At 69.8% G+C, this 20,261-nt stretch carries 14 protein-coding genes; 7 read left to right on the top strand and 7 right to left on the bottom strand.

The window, feature by feature from the left end; all coding sequences use genetic code 11:
* Positions 1 to 93: 93 nt before the first annotated feature.
* On the top strand, positions 94 to 1,728 hold the full coding sequence (locus tag RT688_RS19385) for a mechanosensitive ion channel family protein (RefSeq protein ID WP_313706487.1): 1,635 nt from the start codon (positions 94 to 96) through the stop codon (positions 1,726 to 1,728).
* A 13-nt stretch (positions 1,729 to 1,741) separates the two neighbouring features.
* Here RT688_RS19385 and RT688_RS19380 read toward each other — a convergent pair whose 3' ends face one another.
* Complete coding sequence (locus RT688_RS19380) at positions 1,742 to 3,079, bottom strand: VWA domain-containing protein (RefSeq protein ID WP_313706486.1); 1,338 nt, start codon at positions 3,077 to 3,079, stop codon at positions 1,742 to 1,744.
* A gap of 228 nt (positions 3,080 to 3,307) precedes the next feature.
* Here RT688_RS19380 and RT688_RS19375 point away from each other — a divergent pair, with 228 nt between their 5' ends.
* Genes RT688_RS19375 through RT688_RS19355 form a run of 5 tightly spaced genes read left to right on the top strand, consistent with a single transcriptional unit; the run spans position 3,308 to position 13,924 of the window.
* Complete coding sequence (locus RT688_RS19375) at positions 3,308 to 7,108, top strand: DUF4132 domain-containing protein (protein ID WP_313706485.1); 3,801 nt, start codon at positions 3,308 to 3,310, stop codon at positions 7,106 to 7,108.
* Positions 7,109 to 7,138: 30 nt separating this feature from the next.
* Positions 7,139 to 8,254 (top strand): AAA family ATPase, encoded by a 1,116-nt coding sequence (locus RT688_RS19370; RefSeq protein ID WP_313706484.1) that lies wholly within the window; start codon positions 7,139 to 7,141, stop codon positions 8,252 to 8,254.
* On the top strand, positions 8,251 to 10,740 hold the full coding sequence (locus RT688_RS19365; RefSeq protein ID WP_313706483.1) for a DUF5682 family protein: 2,490 nt from the start codon (positions 8,251 to 8,253) through the stop codon (positions 10,738 to 10,740). The genes RT688_RS19370 and RT688_RS19365 overlap by 4 nt, the downstream gene beginning before the upstream one ends.
* Positions 10,737 to 11,864, top strand: coding sequence for a VWA domain-containing protein (locus tag RT688_RS19360; RefSeq protein ID WP_313706482.1), 1,128 nt, complete (start codon positions 10,737 to 10,739; stop codon positions 11,862 to 11,864). The genes RT688_RS19365 and RT688_RS19360 overlap by 4 nt, the downstream gene beginning before the upstream one ends.
* Positions 11,861 to 13,924 (top strand): SWIM zinc finger family protein, encoded by a 2,064-nt coding sequence (locus tag RT688_RS19355; RefSeq protein ID WP_313706481.1) that lies wholly within the window; start codon positions 11,861 to 11,863, stop codon positions 13,922 to 13,924. Before RT688_RS19360 ends, RT688_RS19355 begins: the two co-directional genes overlap by 4 nt.
* Positions 13,925 to 13,931: 7 nt before the next feature.
* Here the strand turns inward: RT688_RS19355 and RT688_RS19350 are convergent, their stop codons facing one another.
* From RT688_RS19350 to uraH, 6 genes are all read right to left on the bottom strand, one after another.
* A complete protein-coding gene (locus RT688_RS19350) occupies positions 13,932 to 14,627 on the bottom strand; it encodes an SOS response-associated peptidase family protein (RefSeq protein ID WP_313706480.1) in 696 nt (231 codons plus the stop codon).
* A 12-nt stretch (positions 14,628 to 14,639) separates the two neighbouring features.
* Positions 14,640 to 14,939 carry an antibiotic biosynthesis monooxygenase family protein gene (locus RT688_RS19345; RefSeq protein ID WP_313706479.1) on the bottom strand — a complete coding sequence of 100 codons (300 nt, stop codon included), beginning with the start codon at positions 14,937 to 14,939 and terminating at the stop codon, positions 14,640 to 14,642.
* A gap of 99 nt (positions 14,940 to 15,038) precedes the next feature.
* Positions 15,039 to 15,911, bottom strand: coding sequence for an outer envelope protein (locus tag RT688_RS19340; RefSeq protein WP_313706478.1), 873 nt, complete (start codon positions 15,909 to 15,911; stop codon positions 15,039 to 15,041).
* The gene (locus RT688_RS19335; RefSeq protein WP_313706477.1) at positions 15,908 to 17,440 is read right to left on the bottom strand and encodes a nucleobase:cation symporter-2 family protein; all 1,533 of its coding nucleotides are present in this window, start codon (positions 17,438 to 17,440) and stop codon (positions 15,908 to 15,910) included. Before RT688_RS19335 ends, RT688_RS19340 begins: the two co-directional genes overlap by 4 nt.
* A gap of 107 nt (positions 17,441 to 17,547) precedes the next feature.
* Positions 17,548 to 18,807 carry a urate hydroxylase PuuD gene (locus RT688_RS19330; protein WP_313706476.1) on the bottom strand — a complete coding sequence of 420 codons (1,260 nt, stop codon included), beginning with the start codon at positions 18,805 to 18,807 and terminating at the stop codon, positions 17,548 to 17,550.
* 195 nt (positions 18,808 to 19,002) lie between these two features.
* Entirely contained in the window at positions 19,003 to 19,359 is a 357-nt protein-coding gene (uraH, locus tag RT688_RS19325) for a hydroxyisourate hydrolase (protein ID WP_313706475.1), read from the bottom strand.
* 140 nt (positions 19,360 to 19,499) lie between these two features.
* On the opposite strand from uraH, the gene RT688_RS19320 reads away from it, so the two are divergent.
* The gene (locus tag RT688_RS19320; RefSeq protein ID WP_313706474.1) at positions 19,500 to 20,252 is read left to right on the top strand and encodes a GntR family transcriptional regulator; all 753 of its coding nucleotides are present in this window, start codon (positions 19,500 to 19,502) and stop codon (positions 20,250 to 20,252) included.
* Positions 20,253 to 20,261 lie beyond the last annotated feature (9 nt).

The raw sequence follows: 20,261 nt of genomic DNA, 5'->3' as shown, positions 1-20,261 counted from the left end.
GCGCCACGCGCGACTTGCAGCGAACCGGTCCCCCTCCTCCACTGCATGGCCGCGGCGCGCCGCCGCCCCCCATTCGAAGGATACGTTTTCAGCATGCGTTCATTGATTCTCGGTTTCCTCTTTTTCTTCTCGCTCGCGGCGAGCCTGCCCGCCGGCGCCGTCCTGCCCCTGGTGCCGAAGACCGCCGCCGCGGAAGACCCCGCGGTGCTGCCCGATCCCCTCGGCCGGCAGACGCCGCGCTCGATGATCTCGGGGCTGATCGGCGCCCTGGCCCAGCACGACTACGACCGCGCCGCCCAGTACTTCGAACTGCCGAACAACAGCAACCGCCAGCGCGTCAACGCCGCGACCCAGGCGCGCGCGTTTCAGATACTGCTGGATGAAGGCGGCTCGCTGCAACCCTATGCCGTCCTGTCGAACGAGGCCGTCGGCAAGATCGACGACGACCTGCCGATCGAGCAGGAGAACGTCGGCCAGATCACGATCCAGGGCAAGCGCATTCCGGTCCTGCTGACCCGCAGCGAGGACGAAGGCCAGCAGGTATGGCGTATCTCGCAGGAGACCATGACCCAGCTGGCGGCGGCGAGCAGGCGTCCGGCGGCGTCCCTGGCGGGGGGCCAGAGACAGGACGAGATCACCATCGCCGGCGCGCCGTTGAAGGACTGGGGACTGCTGATCGGGCTGGGCGTGCTGATCTTCGGCGGCCTGTGGATGGTGGCCGCGCTGATGGTCGCCCTCATGCGCCGCCTGGTGGCCGACCCGGCGACCAACGGCCTGTACCGTTTCTTCGAGGCGGCGCTGCCGCCCCTGAGCCTCCTGATCGCGGTCTTCGTCTTCTTCGGCTGGGCCGAGCGCCTGCCGGTGGCCATCGTGGCGCGCCAGACCCTGCTGCGCTATACCGGCATCATTTCCGTCATCGCCTTCGTCTGGTTCGGCCTGCGCCTGGTCGACGCCCTCGCCGAACTGGCCATCGTGCGCATGCAGCAGCGCCAGCGGCGCCAGGTGGTCTCGGTCATCACCCTGCTGCGGCGTACGGCCAAGGTCCTGCTGCTGCTGTTCTCGGGAATCGGCATCCTCGACACCTTCGGCATCGACGTCACCACCGGCATCGCGGCGCTCGGCATCGGCGGCATCGCCCTGGCCCTGGGCGCGCAGAAGACCGTCGAGAACCTGGTCGGCAGCGTGACCGTGATCGCCGACCGCCCGGCCCAGGTGGGCGACTTCATCAGGGTCGGCGACCTGATCGGCACGGTGGAGGACGTCGGCATCCGCTCGACCCGCATCCGTACCCTGGAGCGGACCCTGGTGACCATCCCCAACGGCGACCTGTCGGCGCGCCAGATCGAGAACTTCGCGCCGCGCGAGCGCTTCCTGTTCAATCCGGTCGTCTGGGTCGACTACCGGGCGTCGTCGGCCAAGCTCAGGGAAGCGATCGGCATCGTCCAGCAGGTGCTGAAGGAACACGAGAAGATCGCCGAGGGCGCGCGCGCCCTCCTCGGCCGGATCGGCGAGCGTTCCTTCAACATCGAGGTATTCGCCTACATCGAGGTGCGCGACTTCGAGGAAAGCCTGCGCATCCGCGAAGCGCTGCTGCTGGCGATCTACGAGCGGCTGGAAGCGGCCGGCATCGGCCTGGCCTTCCCGGCCCAGACCATCGTGGTGTCGCGCGCGCAGCAGGCGGATGGGCGCGCGGACGGCGACGACGCACCCGAGAAAACGCCGTCCTGAAGCGCGCCCCGTCTCAGCCGAGCAGCTTCTCGCGTGCCGCCTGCTTCAGCCAGTCCGGGTACTCGGTCATCAGGAGATCGTAAAGCTGCGCGTCCGAATGTTCGTCGGGGCTGGCGACGGCGAAGAAGTCGGCGTTGTCGATCAGCCGGCCATCGAGCTCGTCGAGCTTTTCCAGGAAGGGGAAGTCGGAGTCGGCAAAGTTCAGGAGGCGCTTGCTCTTCGATTTCTTGCCCTTGCCGATCCCCATGAACTGCCAGAAGATCGGCTCGCGGCTGGCCCAGCGCAGCTGGCGCTCGGTCAGGGGCTGGTCGGAGGTGCTGCCGTCGGTGACGAACATGACGTAGACCGGCAGCGCCGCCTTGCAGGATTGCCTGCGCTCGCCGCCGCCGGCGTCGGGGAAGTAATGACGGCGCACCGCCTGCATCGCCGCGCCATAGCGGGTGTCGCCTTCGAGCGGATGGCGCTCGATCAACTGGCCGACATAGCCCCGGAAGTTGGATAGTCCCATCGGCGCGACGTGGTGCACGTTGCGGCCGAACAGGAAGACGTCGATCTCGCCGTCGTCGTCGAAGCGGCAGCCGAGCGCCAGGATGCGCTCGGCGAAGGCCTGCACCAGGCCCTTGCGGTACAGGGTGCTCATCGACCCGGAGATGTCGAGCACCAGGCAGACCCGGGCCCGGTGCCGATCGAGCCCGACCTTCGCCAGCGACACCCCCGCCGATTTCACCAGGCTGACCAGCTGGGGCGCGGCCTGCTCGACGCGCTTTTCCAGGTTGACGGCGCTTGGCCCGGCCGGGACTGCGGCCGCTTCCGGCACTGGCGCCGGCGCGGAGGGTGCGACGTCGCCGCCGAAATGTTCCACCAGGGCGCCCAGCCCGCCGTTGAAGCCCTGCCCGACCGCCATGAAGCGCCAGCCGCCGTCCTTGCGGTAGAACTCTCCCAGCATCAGGGCCTGCTCGGCGGCGAAGTCCTGGCCCGAGAAGTCGAAACGTGCAAACTCGCCCGCCTGCGTCAGCAGGCGCAGGTGGCCGGAGGCCAGTTGCGACATGCGTCCGCCGCCGTCGATGCTGGCGGTGATCACCACGCGCTCGACGCTGGCCGGCAGCCGCCCCAGCTCGAACGCGAAGCCGTCCTTGTCGCTGCCCGCCGCCGCGCTGCGCACGCCGCCGCAGGGCGTGACCGGCTGGTTGAAGAAGGTCATGTAGGGCTCGCCGGCCAGCTTGCCGCCGGCGTCGAGCGCGAAACAGGCGAAGTCGAGCGCCAGGCCTTGCGCGGCCAGGCCGGCCTGCAGGACGCCGGCGGGCGCGTGCTCCGCGAGCGCCAGGCGCTCCCCTCTTTTCAATTGCTTCATCCATCCTCCCGACGCTGGACAAGTTTGCCCGGTTGCGCAGTACTACGCGGAAATATGAAAGCTATTCTCCACGATTCAGCGCGCAGCGTTCGCATTTTCTTCGTCCGTTCGCCCGGCGGCATGCGCCATGCATGAAATCTGACCGAAACCAGGCCTCGGAGCTTGCCAATATTGCATCGCAGGATGAATCGTGGCAGCATGGCGCACCATCATTTGCCAGCCTCGGCCATGTTCAAAGCTACCCTCGACACCTTCGACGCGAAGCGCATTGCCCAATCTTCCGACGCCGCCCTGATCGAACAGATCCTTCTGCCGCTCGGCCGGATCGATGCCGCGCTGAGCCGGCGCGCGATCGCCTACATTACAGACGGCAGCGAAGCGACGGTCCTGGCGGAACTCGCCCAGCATGCGGCGCAGGCTGGCGTACTGCTCGGCAAGCCGGGGCGCCTGCGCTGGCGGTTCAGCGCCGCCCACGACGACCGCGAGGTCGGCGCCGAGGTCGAAGACGGCATGGCCGCGCGCCACGCGCTGTACCAGCGCCTCGAAGTGAAGCCTGCCACGATGGTGCTGCTGGAGCGACTGGGCCGCCTGTTCGAGGCCGCCGATGCCGGCCAGTCGCTCGATCGCACCGGCAGCTCCGCGCCGGACTGGCTGCTGTATGTGCTGAACGACGCGCTGTGGGGCACGCTGCCGGCCGATACCGACGCGCGCGCCCCCGCCGCGCTGCTGGCGGCGCGCCCCGCCTGGGATATCGTCCTGTTGCGCGCGCTGCTGGCCGAGAGCGGCCTGCCGCAGGCGCTCGCGCTGAACATCGTGTTCGAACGGCAGGAAACCGCCCTGTATCACAACGACGGGGTCTACCTGCGCCTGCTGGCCCCGGGCGCGCTCGTCGCCGACCTGCTGGCGCATCCGGACGACGTCGCCTACGCCGCCAGCACGCTGTCGAACAACGGCAAGATGCTGCTGGCCGACCGTATCGCCGGCGACGCCGACCTGCGCCAGGCTTACGCCGCCCTGCTGGTACGCCTGGCCGCGGGCGAGGGCAAGACCGTGCGCGCGGCCGCCGCGCGTTACCTCGACGCGCTTGGCAGCGAGGCCTGCCAGGCCGAGCTGGCGACCCTGCTGCGCCAGGGCCGGAACGAGGAGCGCGCGAATGCCGCCGAGCTGCTGGCGCGCCTGCGGGGCGAACAGGCCGAGCAACTGCTGGAAGATGCACTGCAAGGCGAGGCGAGCAAGCCGGTGCAGCAGGCGATCCGCCATGCGCTCGCGGGCATCCGGGCCGCCGGCGACGCCGCCGACATCGTCCTGCCCGAGCCGCCGCCGGCGCCGCCCGTGGCCGAGACCAGGATCGCCGACGACGCACTCGCGCTCCTGCTCGCCAACCGCGAGGAGCTGCTCGAACGCCTGCGCCTGGATGCCGAGCAGGAAAAAGAGGCGAACCGCGGCGCCCAGCGTCCGACCACCTGGCGCATCCAGCACTACGAGCACTACCGCCAGCTCGATACCGGCCAGCTGCGCGACGCCCTGCGCGCGCTCAACGGCGAGGGCGACGGGCGCATCCTGGAAAGCCGCAGCGTCAACGACACCCTGGCTCTGGGCGGACGCCTGGCAAGCCGGGCCGATTTCGGCCTGCTCCAGGCCTTGCGCTGGGACCTGAACGCGCGCCCTTACGACAGCGCGCTGTGGTATGGCCCGCATTTCCAGAAGTGGTTGCGGCGCCAGGACCTGTCGCAAGTGGACCTGCGCCAGTTGAGCGAGGCGGCGGCGCGCTGCGGCGCTGCGCCCACCGTTTTTGCCCACGCCTGCCTGTCGAATGGCTGGGCACGCTACCTGCCGCAGGCGGTGCTGCCGCCGGACGCGGTCTGGCCGCTGCTGGCGCAGCATCCCGAGGTCATCGACGCGGCCCTGGGCCTGTCAGGCAGCGGTCAGTCCTACGGCGATCCCCCGCTCGCCCAGGCGCTGGCCGCCCTCGACACCTTCCCGACCGTGCCCTCGCGCTGGCTGCCGCGGGTGCTGGAGTTCGCGCTCGGCGACTCCAGGCCCCTGCGCGCGGCGGCCCAGCGCGTGCTCGACAAGCTGCCCGACATCGGCAAGCGCGTCGCCGACGTGCTGGGATCGAGCAGGCAGGAACTGCGCATCGAGGCGGCGCGCTGGCTGGGCCGCCTCGGCTACCGCCCGGCCATCCCGGCGCTGTACGCGGCGCTCGACAAGGGAGTGCGGGAGACCGTCAGCGCCGAGCTGATGACGGCGCTCGAGCGCCTCGGCGAAGACATCGCACCGCGCCTGGCGCCGGCAACGCTGCTGCAGCAGGCGCGCAAGGGCCTGAAGGCCAAGCCGCCGTCGGGCCTGGCCTGGCTGAACCTGGACCAGTTGCCGGCCTGCGCCTGGCGCGACGCCGCGGCAAGCCCCGGCGCCCAGGTCGATCCCGACATCATCCGCTGGTGGGTGATCCTGGCCGCCAAGCTCAAGGAGCCGGCCGCCAATGCTTTGCTGGTGCGCTACCTGGGCCTGCTGGACGACGCAAGCGCGGCGGCCCTCGGGCGTTTCCTGCTGCAGAGTTTCGTCGCCCACGACACGGCCGGCTCGCCGCTCGAGGAAGCGCTGGCCCATGCGGCGAAGGAAGCGCCCGGAACCTACCAGTACTACCAGCAGGCGGCGCGCCAGTATCCGGACCACTATGCGGAACAGGGCAAGCTGACCGAGGAACAGATCTTCGAGCAGTACAAGCGCGAAAAACTGGCCGAGTACGGGGGCACGGCGATCGGCGAGAAGGGCATCCTCGCCCTCGCCTGCTGCGTGCCCGGACACGAACTGGTCGACGCCATGCGCGTGTACATGCGCGACCATTACACCCGCCGCGCCCAGATCGAGGCGATGCTGGAAGCAGCCAGCGTCTCCGACGACCCGGCCGTGATCCAGTTCGTGCTCGGCATCTCGCGGCGCTACCGCACCGCCTCGGTGCAGCAGAAGGCGCGGCTGCTGGTGGAGCGCATCGCCGAGCGCAACCGCTGGAGCCCGGATCAGCTGGCCGACCGCACCATTCCGACCGGAGGACTCGACGAAACCGGCCGCATGGACTTCGCGTATGGCGGACGCCGGTTCAGCGTGGTCCTCGACGCCAGGCTCAAGCCGGTGCTGCTGAACGCCGACGACAAGGCGATTGCCGCCCTGCCCGCCGCGCGCCAGGACGACGACCCGGAATCGATCAAGGAAGGCAAGCAGCTGTTCACCACCTGCAAGAAGGAAGTCAGGCAGGTGGCGGAGATGCAGGCGGCGCGCCTGTACGAGGCGATGTGCGCGGGCCGCCTGTGGCCCGCGCACGAGTGGGACGAGTACGTGCGGCGCCACCCGGTCGTCGGCCGCATGTCCCAGCGCCTGGTCTGGATGCGCGTCGCCGCCGACGGCAGCCTGCTGTCGCTGCTGCGCCCGAGCGAAGACGGCAGCCTGATCGACGCCGACGACGAGGAAGTGAGTCTGGCGCCGGAGGACCGCATCGGCCTGGCCCACGCCAGCCTGCTGGACGAGGATCAGGTCCGCGCCTGGCTGGCCCACCTGAAGGACTACAAGGTGACGCCACTGTTCGCCCAACTGGTGCGGCGCAAGCCTGCGCTGGCCAATCCCGAGGCCGACCTGATCGACGACCGGCTCGGCTGGATCAGCGACACCTTCACCCTGCGCGGCGCCTTCGCCAAGCAGGGCTATGCGCGCGGCGCGGCCGAGGACGGCGGCCTGTTCTTCGAGTACACCAAGGACTTCGCCGGCGCCGGACTGCAGGTGCGCATCGAATTCTCGGGCAATTCCCTGCCCGAGGACAACATCCCAGCCGCGCTCAAGAGCCTGTCCTTCATGCGCCTCGGCGCGCCGGGAGGCTTCGGCTTCGACTACAGGTCCGGTGGCGGCGGCAGCGGCGGCGTGCCGCTGTCGAAGGTGCCGCCGGTCCTGCTGGCCGAGGCCTACGCCGACTACCATGCCGTGGCCGCGGCCACCCAGGGCTTCGATCCGGACTGGCAGCGCAAGATGCCCTGGTAGGATCGGGATTCACTGCGAGACGACAGACACATGAGCATCGCCAACGACACCGGCGCCCAGGCCGCCCGGATCCTGCGCAGCAGCGCCGAACTGCGTTACCGCGACGAACTGGAGCGGCTGCGCGCGGCCGACCGCGAACCGCGCCCCGAAGGCTGGCAGCTGTCGCCGCGCGCGGTGCGGCGCTTCATCCTGGGCGACCCGGCGCTCCAGGTCAGCCGCAAGTTCTTCGGCGACGACCCGCTGGTCGAACGCGCCATCGTGACCCTGATGGGCCACCAGGGCCTGATGCTGGTCGGCGAACCGGGCACCGCCAAGTCGCTGCTGTCCGAACTGCTCGCCACCGCCATCAGCGGCGACTCCGCATTGACGATCCAGGGCGCGGCCGGCACCACCGAGGACCACATCCGCTACGCCTGGAACTACGCGCTGCTGCTGGCCGAAGGACCGAGCGGGCGTGCACTGGTTCCCTCTCCCATGTACCGCGCCATGGTCGCCGGCAAGCTGGTGCGCTTCGAGGAAATCACCCGTTGCCCGCCGGAGATCCAGGACACCATGATCTCGCTGCTGTCGGAAAAGCAGATCATGGTGCCGGAGCTGGGCGACGCGGCGCGCGTGCATGCGCGGCGCGGCTTCAACGTGATCGCCACCGCCAACCTGCGCGACCGCGGGGTGCACGAGATGTCCTCGGCCCTGAAGCGGCGCTTCAACTTCGAGACCGTGCGCCCGATCCGCGACCATGCCTTCGAAGTCGAACTGGTGCTGGGCCAGGTGCGGCGCGAGCTCGACGGCGCGGGGTATGCGCCGCGCATCGAACACGAGGTCGTGGCCCTGCTCGTGACCGTGTTCCAGGAACTGCGCGCCGGCAGCACCCTCGAGGGTACGCCGCTGAAAACCTTGGACGCCGTGATGTCGACCGCGGAAGCGGTGAACGTGCTGCATGCGGCGGCGCTGGAGGCCTCCTTCCTCGGCAACGGCGAAGTGACGCCGCGCGAGATGGCGAACCAGCTGCAGGGCGTGCTGCTCAAGGACAGCGTCGACGACGTCAAGCGCGTCCAGCATTATTTCGACACCGTGGTGCGCGAGCGCGGCCGCTGCGACAGCGCCTGGAAGCGTTTCGGCGACGCCGCGCGCAGCCTGTGGGCGTGAACACGGCGATCGCCGGCGGGCTTCCCGATGCGCTGCCGCCGGAAGTCCGCGCCGGACTCGGCAGGATGGAAATGGACGGCGTCCATTTCGCACCGGTGCGCCACCACAGCCCGGCCTGCGCGCTGGCCTTGCAGGCGATGGTGCGCGAGCTGCGTCCGAGCGCCATCCTGGTCGAAGGCCCGGACAGTTTCGACGCCCTGCTGCCGCTGCTGAACGACGAACGCACGCGTCCGCCGGTGGCGATCCTGTCCCAGGCCGACATGCCCGCAGGGGCTGACGCCGCACAGGCCGATGGCGCCCGCGCCGTGCGCAGCGCCTTCTTCCCGTTTTGCGACTACAGCCCCGAATGGGTGGCCTTGCGCCTCGCGCGCGACACCGGCGCACAGTTCGCCTTCATCGACCTGCCGTGGCAGGCGCATATGCTCGACGACGCCCCGGAGCAACGCGACGAGCGGGTGCACAACCTGATGGCCGAGCGCCACCTCGCCCACAGCGCCTACCTGGCGGCGCTGGCCCGCGCCAGCGGCTGCCGCAGCCAGGACGAGCTCTGGGACCACCTGTTCGAACTGCGCCCCGCGGCGGCCCTGCGCGACTGGCGCACCCTGTTCGCCGAAGTCCTCGCCTATTGCGGCATGGCGCGCAGCAGCTACGAAGCCGAAGTGCTCGAGGCCGAGGGCAGCCTGGCGCGCGAACGCCACATGGCGGCGCACATCCGGCGCCGCCATGCCGCCCTGCGCGCGGCCGGCGACCAGGGCGCGATCGTGGTCGTCACCGGCGGTTTCCATACGCTGGCCCTGCAGCAGATGCTGGCCGCGGAGACAGAGGCGCCGCCTGCGGCGCGCACGGGTGGCTCCATCGGCGACTGGCTGGTCCGTTACAGTTTCGACCGCCTCGACGCGCTGAACGGCTATGCGGCCGGCATGCCCTCGCCGGCCTGGCACCAGTGGGTGTGGGAGAGCGCCCAGTCCGGCCCCGGAGGGCCGCAGCTCGACGTCGTCACGGCCGGGGTCCTGGCCCGCTTCGCGCAGCAGGGCCGTGCGCGCGGCCTGAGCGACCAGTCCTCGACCGCCGACGTCGAGTCGGCCCTGCTCCAGGCGTTGCGCCTGGCCGCCCTGCGCGGACATGCGGGTCCAGGCCGCGAGGACGTGCTCGACGCCCTGCGCTCCTGCTTCGTCAAGGACGCCATCGACGAAGGCGCCGCCGGCCTGGCGCGCGACCTGCGCGCCTTTTTCGCCGGCAGCGCGCTGGGCGACGTCCCGCCCTCGGCCGGCTCGCCGCCCCTGCTCGAGGACGCGCGCAGGCAGGCGCAGGCGCACCGCATCCGCCTCGACGACAGCGCGCCGCGCACCGTGCGCCTGGACCTGTACCGCAAGGAGAGCCATCGCCTGCGCAGCCATTTCCTGCACCTGATGGATTACCTCGGGACCGGGGCCGCGCGCTGGCAGGGGGGACCTGATCTCCTCGGCGGCGTGCGCCTGGAGCTGCTGATCGAGGAGTGGCGCGTCGCCTGGTCGCCCATGGTCGAGGCGCGGCTGATCGAACTCGCCGCCGACGGCGCCACCCTGCAGGACGCAGCCCTGGCGCGGCTGCGGCGCGAGGAAGCGGCGCTCGCCGCGGAAGGACGCGGACGTAGCGCGCAGCGTGCCGTCGCGCTCCTGGTGCGGGCCTGCGCGATCGGCCTGCAGGATCGCCTGCCGCAGCTGCGCGCGCTGCTGGTGGCGCACCTGGCGGAGGATCCGCACCTGGGCTCGGTCGCCGCCTGTGCGCTGCAGCTCCTGAATCTGTATCGCGCGCGCGCGCCGCTCGGCGTGCAGGACGATGCCGGCGTGCAGGCGCTGCTGCGCCTGGCGTGGTCGGCCAGTCTCGCCCTGCTGCCCGGCCTGGAGTCGCTCGAGCCGGAACAGGAGGCAGCCGCGGTGCGCAGCCTGGTCGACCTGCGCGCGATCCGCGCGGCCGTGGCCGATCCCGGCGCGGACGACGCCTGGCAACGCGCGCTCGCGCGCCTGGCCGCGGCACCCGGCGCGCCCGGCATCGCGCTGGCAGCCGGCGCCCTGCTGTTCCTCGACGGCGCCTGGAGCACGCAGCAACTGGGCGCCATGCTGAGGGCCCATTTCGGGCCCGGCGCGAGCGCGCCGGAAGCGGTGCGTGCGCTGGGCGGCCTGATGGCTGCCGCCCCCGAACTGCTGCTGACCCAGGCCGGGCTGCAGGCCGACCTGGACCGCATCCTGGCCGGCTGGGACGAAGCCGCCTTCCTCGCCTACCTGCCCGACCTGCGCCTGGCGTTCGCCCAGCTCAAACCGCCCGAAACGGCGCGCCTGGCCGAAGCCCTGGCGCGCACCCACGCAGGCCTGGACGATGCGGTTTCCTCGGTCCGCTACGGTTTGTCGGAACACGAGCTGCTGGCCGGCGCCCGGCTTGCAAGCGCGCTCACCGGGTGCCTGGCACGCGACGGGCTGGGCGAATGGCTGGCGGGAGCGGCGCAATGAGCGCGAACGAGGCGGCGCGCCGCTGGCGCCTGGTGCTCGGGCGCTACGCCGGCGATACCCTGGGCGCGCAGGTCCTCAGCGCGCATGACCGCGAGCTGGACGGATCGCTGGACTACCTGTACGGCCGCGAATACGAGGGCAAACGCATGGCGCGTGGCGGCGCACGCGGCGCCGGCCTGGAGCCCAGCCAGGTGCAGGCCCTGGACTGGCTGGAGCGCACCCGCAAGCTGTTCCCGCGCGAGGTGTTCGAGCGGGTGCAGGCGCACGCCCTCGACCGCTACCAGATCCGCGAACTGCTCGACGATCCGGCCACCCTGCTATCGCTGGAGCCGAACCAGGCACTGGCAAAGACGCTGCTGCAGATGCGCGGCCGGATGAACGCGGCCACCCTGGAGGCGGTGCGCAACGTGATCCGCAGGGTAGTCGAGGACATCACGCGCCACCTGCGCCAGGATTTCGTCAACGCCGTGCAGGGCCGCCGCAACCGTTTTCGCCAGTCGGCCCTCAGGAGCGCGCAGAACTTCGACTGGCGCGCCACCATCCACGCCAACCTCAGGCACTACGATCCGCACACGCGCCGCCTCCTGATCGAGCGGCCGCGTTTCAATGCGCGCGTGAGGCCCCGGCTGCCATGGGACGTGATCCTGTGCGTGGACCAGAGCGGTTCGATGCTCGATTCGGTGATGTACAGCGCGGTCATTGCCGGCATCCTGTCCAGCCTGCCCGCGGTGCGGGTGCGCCTGGTGCTGTTCGACACCAACGTGGTCGACCTGAGCCACCTGGCGCACGATCCGGTGCAGGTGCTGCTGACGGTACAGCTGGGCGGCGGCACCGACATCGGCCGCGCGCTGCAGTATTGCGAGCTGCTCGTGCACAACCCGCAGCGCACCGTGGTCGCCCTGGTCAGCGACTTCATCGAAGGCGCCGCCCCCGGCCCTTTGCTGGCCAGCGCGCGCCGCCTCGCCGAAGCGCGCGTGCGCCTGCTCGGTCTGGCCGCGCTCGACCAGCATGCCGAGCCGGTCTACGACCGCACGATGGCGCAGCGGCTGGCCGACCGCGGCATGCGGGTGGCCGCGCTGACGCCCACCCATTTCGCCCAGTGGCTGGCCGAGGTCATGGCGTGAGCGCCGCGCCTGTCGCGCCTTCCGTCCTGCAGGCAGCCTACGCCAGCTACGACGACGAGTCGCTGGCCACCCTCGCCAGCGTCGGCCTGCTGCGGCGCGCCGCCAAGGATGTCGAGGCCGGCAAGGTGGCCTGGCATGCCGACGGCGGCGCGCTTGCCGGCCTGGTCGCGGCCGACGGCCAGCGCGTGCAGCTGCACTTGCCGGGACCGGCCGCCGCCCGTTGCGACTGTCCGGCGCCCGGCGTGTGCAGGCACGTCCTGGCGGCTGCCTTGTGGTTGCGTGCGGCGCCGGCGGCCGGCCCGGAATCCGAAGCAGGCGGCGCAGTCTCTGCGTCGTCGGCGCCGGCGCCGGTCTCCGTGCTAGAAGAAGTGCTGGCGTTCGACGCCGCAGAGTTGTCGAGCGCGGCGGGCCCGGCCGCGGTGCGCACGGCGGCAGGAATGTTCGCGCGGCGCGGGCCGGTCGACATCGCCGTGCAGGGTGCGGTGCTGGCGATCCACCTGCCCCACCTCGACCTCACATGCCGCTACATTGGCGGAGCCGGCTATGCCGGCATGGTGTCGGAGGCCACGCCGCGCCTGCGCAACGCCCTGCACCTGCTGGCGCTGGCCGCGGTGCGCCATGCACACGGCCGCGACCTGCCGTGGCCGGGGTCCGCACGCGAGCCCGAAGCGGCGGCCGCCAGCGCCGGCCTGGGCGAAGACGAACAACGCTTCCTGGCCCAGGCGCGCGCACTGGTGCACGAGGTCTGCGCGCGCGGCTGGTCGCACGTGAGCGAAGCGGCGGCGCCACAGTTGCGGGCCCTGGCCACCTCGGCGCGGGTGGCGTCCTTCCCGCGCCTGGCCGGACTGCTACGCAACCTGGCCGGCATCGCCGACCTGCTGGCGCGGCGCGACTTCGGCGTCGACGAAGCGCAGGCGCTGCGCCTTGCCGCGCAGGCGCACGCCTTGAGCCACGCCCTCGGGGCGGCATCGCGCCGGAACGATGCAGCCCTGCTGGCGCGCCTGCGCGGCGCGCAGCAGCGCGGCTTCGAGGACGGCGCCACCCTGGAACTGCTGCCGCTGGGAGCGCATTGGTGGCAGCAACCCGGCGGCGCGCGCGGCCTGGCCTGCGCATTCTGGGACCCGGCAGCGGGCCGCCTGCGGCAGGGGGTGCTGGCCCGCAGCGGCGGCAGCGATCCGGGCTTCGGCAGGGACAGCGCCTGGTCCCTTCACGCGCTATGGCCGGGCATTGGTCCAGCGGCGCGTTTGGCCGGTCTCTCCCTGATGCTGGAGCAACCGCGCCTGGCCGAGGATGGGCGGCTGGGCCTGGGCGGCGCCACGCGGGCCCACGCCCAGCCGGCCTGGGCACCGCGCGATCCGCGTTGGCAGCAAGCCGGCTTCGACGACTGGACTGCCTTGCGCCTGGCAGTCGGCGCCGGCGCAGGGCTGCTCGGCGAAGCGGTGGACATGGTGTTGCTGCGCCCCGCGGCCTGGGAAGCGCCCCAGCTGGACGAAGTCCAGCAGGAACTGCTCTGGCAGGTGCGCGACCAGGAACAGCGCCTGCTGACCCTGCGCCTGCCCTACGAACACTGGAAGGCCGCGCGCCTGGACAACCTGGAAGCCTGGAGCGCCTCCGGCGTGCCTGTCCTGGGGATCTGCGCGCGCCTGGAACGTGGCGGCGATGGCCTGCTCGAACCGGTCAGCCTGATCGTCGAGCGCGACGGCAGGCTGTACCCGGTCTCGCTCGATTTCGATGCCGCTCCGCCCCGGCCCGCGGACATCGCGCGGCCGTCGCGCATGCCCGGCGGCGCAAGCGCCCCGGCTGTCCGGGTGCCGCCGGCACACGTCGCCGTGCTGCGCGCGATGCTGGTACAACTCGAGCGCAAGGCCATGAGCGGCCACCTGCACCTGGCCGGCCGCGACGACGCGCTGCACGCGCTGCGGGCCGACCTGCTTGCGCTCGGCCTGGACACCCCGGCCGCTCTGCTGGAACGCTACCTGGCCGCGTCAGACATCGGCGGCGCGCTGGCGCTGTATCACGTGGGGCAAACCTGCCTGGAGCTCGACACCGGGTTCATGTAGGCGGTGTTCAGAACAGCTCCAGGTTCGGCGAAGGCGGCGGCGCCTTGGCGCGCGCCGCCGCCGGCGCCGGCCAGTCGCGCATGCGGTCCGCCGGATAATGGCGCAGGAAGCTGTGCGCCACGTCGATGCTGCGGCAGGCCAGCCAGTCCTCGACCTCGTCGTGCGGCAGGATCACCAGCGAGCGCTTCTCGTCGCCCGGCTTGTGCATGCGGCGCATCAACGCATGCTCGTCGGCGTTGATGGTGATCTGGGTGAAGGAGGACTGGATGCCGCCGTCCGTTTGCTGCCAGTCGCGCCACAGCCCGGCCACGAAGAACAGCGACTCGTCCGCCATGCCGATCGCGTGGCGCACGGCGCGCCCGCTCTCGTAGCAGGGTTCGTAGAACCAGGCCATCGGCACCGCGCACAGCTGCAGCCGGCGCCAGGCCGGGGCGAAGGAGCGCCGCTCGACCAGCGATTCGGCGCGCGCATTCATGGTGTCGAAGGGCTTGACGCCGGGCGGGATGTGGCGCCGCGGGACCATGCCGTAGCTTGCCAGGCAGGCTTGCGGCCGGCCATCGGCACCCGCACGCAGGATGGGCGCGGCGTAATCCTTCCAGGTTTCTTCCGGCCAGCGCCAGTCGGCCGGCAGTTCGCTGAAGGCGCCGAGCGAGCCGAACTTGTCGAACTGCTCGGGCGTGGGAGGACGGTAGTTGACGCACATGACGGAGGCGGGTCAGAAAGCGTCGAACACGGTGTCGAGATGGGTGACGGTCGGGGCGCCGTCGAAGCAGTGGCCGACGAGGCGACGCCATTCCTGGAAGTCCGCGCTGTTGCGGAAATGGACGGTATGGTCCTCGAGCGTCTGCCAGCGCACCAGCAGGCGGTAGGCGCGCGGGTTCTCGATGCCGCGCTGGAGCCCCATGCCGGCGCAACCGCGGGCGCGCTGGAACAGCGGCGCGGCCTGGCGCACGCCGGCCTCGAACTCGGCTTCCATGCCGGGCTTGATCAGAATTTCCGCGCTTTCGAGTACCATTCGCTCTCCATCATTGCTGTCATCGACCGGGCGCGCATGAACCGCGCGCCCTGGACGATTATGCCACGGCGAAGAGCTCCCGGCAGGCCATCGAGCTTGCTAGAAGTGATACTGCGCCTTCACCATCGGCGTCCTGGCGGTCGCACCCGGAATGTTGCGGCCGTCGTTGCCGAACTTGTTGCCGAACTTGTTCTTCCAGTACTGATAGGCCACGCCCGCCCGGAAGCGCTTGGCCTTGGCACCGAAATAAGGGCCGACGTCGAGCATCAGCTGCATGTCGATGTTGGTCTCGGTCGCGGTGTCGCGCCCGAACTCGTTCTTGCCCTTGGCGCCGATGAAGTTCGCATAGCCTTCGAACGACAGCCTGCTTGACGCCAGCGGAAAGGCCCAGACCACGCCCAGCATCGGATGGGTGTCGTAGCGGTAGCGCGGCGTGGACACGCCCGTGTAGCCGCTGTAGGGCGCATTGCTCTCCCACAGGCCATACAGGCCGACATTGAGCATGCCGGGCACGTCGAACATGAAGGTCGGGCCGGCGACAACCATCCGCTTCTTCGAGTTGTAGCCGGCGTCGTTCTTGGTATTCACGTCGAAGCCCAGGGTCAGGCCGGCGTCGCGAATGGGACCGAAGCGCAGCGGCGCGCCGCCGGCCTTGCCCCATTCGACCGTGTGGCGATAAACCAGGTAGAACTCCTGGGCGCCCGAGCTCGCGCCTTTCGAGGACGGATCGGTCTTGTCGGACAGGAGCAGGTCCAGGTTCGCGAAATTGGTGCCGTACTTGTAGCCGCTGACGTGGTTCAACTGGACGATGTGCTTGCGGATGTCGTTCGCGTTGAAAGGCTCCGCGAAGCGGGTGCCGGTACGGTAGCCGATCAAGGTGTCGCTCCAGTCGGCCGCCCCGGCGGTGCCGGCCAATCCGGCGGCGCCGGCGGCCAGCGCGATGGCGGCGATGGGGTGGAATGCGCGCCTCATGCCTTGCCCGCCTGCGCCACCGAATGCTCCATGCCGCCATGCTCTTCGTGGCTGGCGACCGGCACGTCGCGGCTGCCGTTGAAGAACAGGTTCAGCGCCACCGCAGCCACGGCGGTCAGCAGGATGCCCGACTCCAGCAGCGGATGCAGGTTGTGCGACATCTGCTGGGCCCAGCGCGGCGCCACCAGGGGAATCAGGCCGAAGCCGATCGACAGCGCGACGATGTAGAGGTTGAAGCGGTTGCCCTGGAAGTCCACGCGGCTCAGGATGCGGATGCCGGCCGCCGCCACCATGCCGAACATGACGAGGCCGGCGCCGCCCAGCACGAACTGGGGAATCGCCTCGACCAGCGCGGCCATCTTCGGCAGCATGCCGAGCACGATCATGATGATGCCGCCCGCCACGCAGACCCAGCGGCTCTTCACGCCGGTGACGGCCACCAGGCCGACGTTCTGCGAGAAGCTGGTGTGGGGGAAGGTATTGAAGACGCCGCCGATCACGGTGCCGAGGGCGTCGGTGCGCAGGCCGGCCGCGAGCTGGGCCTGGTCGATCTTCTTCCCGGTCATGTCGGACAGCGCCAGGAACATGCCGGCCGACTCGATCATGACGACCACCATCACGACGGTGAGCGTCAGGATCATCACGATGTCGAAGGTCGGCATGCCGAAGGCGAAGGGCGTGACCAGCTCGAACCAGTTGGCCTTGCCGACCTTATCGAAGTGCATCTTGCCGGCGGCGTAGGCCACGCTGCAGCCGGCGACGATGCCGAGCAGGATAGAGATGTTGCAGACGAAGCCGCGCGCATACTTGACCAGCGCCAGCACCACAACCAGCACGAAGGCCGCGATCGCCATGTCGTCGAGGGCGCCGTAGGCGGGATTCGGGTTCATCGGGATCGGGCCGGCCAGCTTCAGGGCCGGCGCCGCAACGGTTCCCCCCGCGGTTTCCGGCATGACGGAGGCCGTTGCGGCGGCGGCCTTGGCGTCGTCGACCATGACCGCCAGGCGCGCGACGTCGACCGTCTGCGCCGCCGAGTCCTGGCCGCCCATGGCCCAGCCGACGCCGACGCGCATCAGGCTGACCCCGATGACCAGGATGATGGTGCCGGTGACGACCGGCGGAAAGAAGCGCAGCATGCGGCTCATCAAGGGGGCGATCAGGATCGCCAGCAGGCCGGCGCCGATGCCGGCGCCGAAGATCGCCCTGGCGCCGTCGACCCCGGGCACGGCGTTCGCGATCGCCACCATCGGGCCGACGGCGGCGAAGGTGACGCCCATCATGACCGGCAGCCGGATGCCGAACCAGGAACCCAGCCCGAAGGACTGGATCAGGGTCACCAGGCCGCAACAGAACAGGTCGGCCGAGATCAGCATCGTGACCTCCGCCGGCGACAGTTTCAGGGCGCGGCCCACGATCAAGGGTACGGCGATGGCGCCGGCGTACATGACCAATACGTGCTGCAGGCCGAGTGCGCTCAGTCGCCCGAGGGGCAGTTTCTCGTCCACCGGATGGCGGCTCTGGTGTTTCATGCTTGTCTCCTGATTATTATTGACGTCAGTCTGCAACCAAAGAATGCATGCTGCTGGCCGGGCGAGGACCGCAGTTACCGGCCCGCCATCCGGTGAGGGTCCGGTTCTTACTCGACCGGGGCGCCCTCTTCGTACCAACGCTTGAGCAAGTCCCGCTCTCCGGCGGTGATCTGGGTAGCGTTATTCAAGGGCATGACCTTCAGCACCACGGTCTGCTGGTACATCTGCTGCGCATGGCGCTTGATCGAGGCCGGCGAGTCGAAGGCGATGCCCTTGCTCGGCAGCGCGGCCGAGTGGCACATGGCGCAGCGCTGGTCGATCACGCCCTTCACCTGCTGGAAGCTGACCGCGTGGGCCGTGGCGGCGCCGGCTGCTGGAGCCACGCCACCCGCCGGGGCGGCGGCCTGCGCCGCCGCCATCACCGGGACGGCGGGTTCCGGCTGGGGCACCAGCCAGACCACCATCGCCAGCAGGGCCGCGACGCCCGCCATCGCATGTTCCCAGGGCACGCGTTTGCCCAGGACCAGCGCCTTGTGGCGGGCCACGAAGCTGTGCCGCACCAGCGCGCCGGCCAGCATCAGCAGCACCAGCACTACCCAGTTGTGCTCACCCGAATACAGCCAGCCGTAGTGGTTCGACAGCATGGCGATCAGCACCGGCAGCGTGAAATAGGTGTTGTGCACGCTGCGCTGCTTCGCGCGCCAGCCGTGGATCGGGTCGACCGGCTGGCCGGCCTTGAGCTGGGCCACCACCTTGCGTTGGCCGGGAATGATCCAGAAGAAGACGTTCGCGCTCATCGCGGTGGCAAGCATGGCGCCCACCAGCAGGAAAGCGGCGCGGCCGGCGAACAGCTGGCAGGCCAGCCAGGCGGCGAACACCACGAACACGAACACGCAGGCGCCGACGATCAGATCGCCGTTTTTCTTGCGGCCGAAGGCGCGGCAGATGATGTCGTAGACGAACCAGAAGGCCACCAGGAAGCCGAGCGCGCTGGCGACGGCGGCGCTGGATGACCAGTCGTGGACCGTGCGGTCGACCATGAAGGTGCCGGCGTTGAACAGGTAGAGCACCGTGAACAGACCAAAGCCCGAGAGCCAGGTGGCGTAACTCTCCCAGTAGAACCAGTGCAGGTTCTCGGGCATGGCCTTGGGCGCCACCAGGTATTTTTGCGGGTTGTAGAAGCCGCCGCCGTGCACGGCCCAGAGTTCGCCGTCGACGCCCTTGCCCACCAGGTCGGGCGCGGTGGGCTTGTGCAGCGAGTTATCGAGGAAAACGAAGTAAAAGGATGCGCCGATCCAGGCGATCGCCGTGATCACGTGGGTCCAGCGCAGCAACAGGTTGACCCAGTCGAGCAGGTAGGTGTCCATAGAGCCTCAAGCGAAAAGGAAGTACCGCGTCCATGACGCTGTACTGTCCCATCACCACAGCGGGCTCTGTGAGGGGCGATCATCGCAACCATCGGCGGCAGACTGGGCCGGCATGCCGATGTGCTCCGCGGCGACGAAATAACTGTATACGATCCTGCTAGATTTGCATAACAGTTTTTATCTTTTTTGAAATCCCTATGAACCGCGGTAGGTCGAGTAGGCCCAGGGGCTGACCAGCAGCGGCACATGGTAGTGGCCGGCCGCGTCGGCGATGCCGAACTCGATCGGCACCTCGTCGATGAAAGCCGGTTCCGGCAGCGCGACGCCGCGCGTCCGGAAGTAGCGCGCCACCGAGAATACCAGGCGGTAGCGGCCGGTGGCCATGGTGGCCGCGTCGAGCAGCGGGCCGCCGTCGGTGCGGCCGTCCGCGTTCAGTTCGAGGGTCTTGATCGTGGTGGCGCCGTTGGCGTCGATCCGTTGCAGGCTGACCTGCATGCCGGCGGCCGGGCAGCCGTGCATGAGATCGAGCACGTGGGTGCTGAGGTGTCCCATGAGTCTCCTTTATATGGCGGCCCGATGCGGGCCGGGTAAGCTGGATTGCATACACTTTTTGTTTTCAATCCCAGAAAAAGTGTATACACTTCAGACATGATGTCAACAATTTATTCTTCTAACGAATCGTCCAGCCAAGCATGAGCCGCCCTCGCCCGCCCCTGAAGATCGTCCTGCCGCCGGCCGATGCGCCCGATGCCTTTGGCGTCCAGGACCAGGACCAGGCCGCCCCCGCGGCCAGCGCCACCCAGCGCATCGTCGACGCGATCGTCAACGCCATCGCCGACCGCCGCCTGATGCCCGGCACCAAGCTGTCGGAACAGAAGATCGGCGACATCTTCAAGGTGTCGCGCACCGTGGTGCGGCAGGCCTTCAACCAGCTCAGCCGCGACCGGCTGGTGGTACTGGAGCCGGCGCGCGGCGCCTTCGTCGCCACCCCGACGGCCGAGGAAGCGCGCGACGTGTTCGAGGTGCGCGAAATCCTCGAGACGGCGGTGACGAAACAGCTGTGCGCCACCATCACCGACGAACAGATCCGCCAGCTGCGCGAACACCTGGAGTGCGAGCGCGCGGCCGTGACCGGCGCCCAGGTGTCGGGCCGCACGCGCCTGCTGGCCGACTTCCACATCGTGCTGGCCCGGATGCTGGGCAACGAAGTCCTGGTGCAGATGCTGAGCGAACTGCTGACGCGCTCCTCCCTGATCGCGCTGATGCGCCAGTCGACCCAGTCGGCCGAGGAATCCCACGACGAGCACGTCGCCATCGTCGACGCCTTCGAGCGGCGCGACGCCAAGGCCGCCGTGCGCCTGGTCGGCAAGCATCTGACCAACGTCCAGCATAACCTGAACCTCGACCCGCAGCGCGTCGACCTGGCCGAGATCCTGAAGCGCTGACCATCAACC

This window comes from Massilia sp. (assembly GCF_032106685.1).
Taxonomy (GTDB): Bacteria; Pseudomonadota; Gammaproteobacteria; order Burkholderiales; family Burkholderiaceae_D; genus Telluria.
The sequence above is the reverse complement of the archived record's forward strand: the minus strand, read 5'-3'. Positions and strand labels throughout refer to the sequence as shown.

Excerpts from the sequence above, each read along its gene's own strand:
- RT688_RS19385 (WP_313706487.1), top strand. The coding sequence starts at position 94 with ATGCGTTCATTGATTCTCGGTTTCCTCTTTTTCTTCTCGCTCGCGGCG.
- RT688_RS19380 (WP_313706486.1), bottom strand. The coding sequence starts at position 3,079 with ATGAAGCAATTGAAAAGAGGGGAGCGCCTGGCGCTCGCGGAGCACGCG.
- RT688_RS19375 (WP_313706485.1), top strand. The coding sequence starts at position 3,308 with ATGTTCAAAGCTACCCTCGACACCTTCGACGCGAAGCGCATTGCCCAA.
- RT688_RS19370 (WP_313706484.1), top strand. The coding sequence starts at position 7,139 with ATGAGCATCGCCAACGACACCGGCGCCCAGGCCGCCCGGATCCTGCGC.
- RT688_RS19360 (WP_313706482.1), top strand. The coding sequence starts at position 10,737 with ATGAGCGCGAACGAGGCGGCGCGCCGCTGGCGCCTGGTGCTCGGGCGC.
- RT688_RS19350 (WP_313706480.1), bottom strand. The coding sequence starts at position 14,627 with ATGTGCGTCAACTACCGTCCTCCCACGCCCGAGCAGTTCGACAAGTTC.
- RT688_RS19345 (WP_313706479.1), bottom strand. The coding sequence starts at position 14,939 with ATGGTACTCGAAAGCGCGGAAATTCTGATCAAGCCCGGCATGGAAGCC.
- RT688_RS19340 (WP_313706478.1), bottom strand. The coding sequence starts at position 15,911 with ATGAGGCGCGCATTCCACCCCATCGCCGCCATCGCGCTGGCCGCCGGC.
- RT688_RS19335 (WP_313706477.1), bottom strand. The coding sequence starts at position 17,440 with ATGAAACACCAGAGCCGCCATCCGGTGGACGAGAAACTGCCCCTCGGG.
- RT688_RS19330 (WP_313706476.1), bottom strand. The coding sequence starts at position 18,807 with ATGGACACCTACCTGCTCGACTGGGTCAACCTGTTGCTGCGCTGGACC.
- uraH (WP_313706475.1), bottom strand. The coding sequence starts at position 19,359 with ATGGGACACCTCAGCACCCACGTGCTCGATCTCATGCACGGCTGCCCG.
- RT688_RS19320 (WP_313706474.1), top strand. The coding sequence starts at position 19,500 with ATGAGCCGCCCTCGCCCGCCCCTGAAGATCGTCCTGCCGCCGGCCGAT.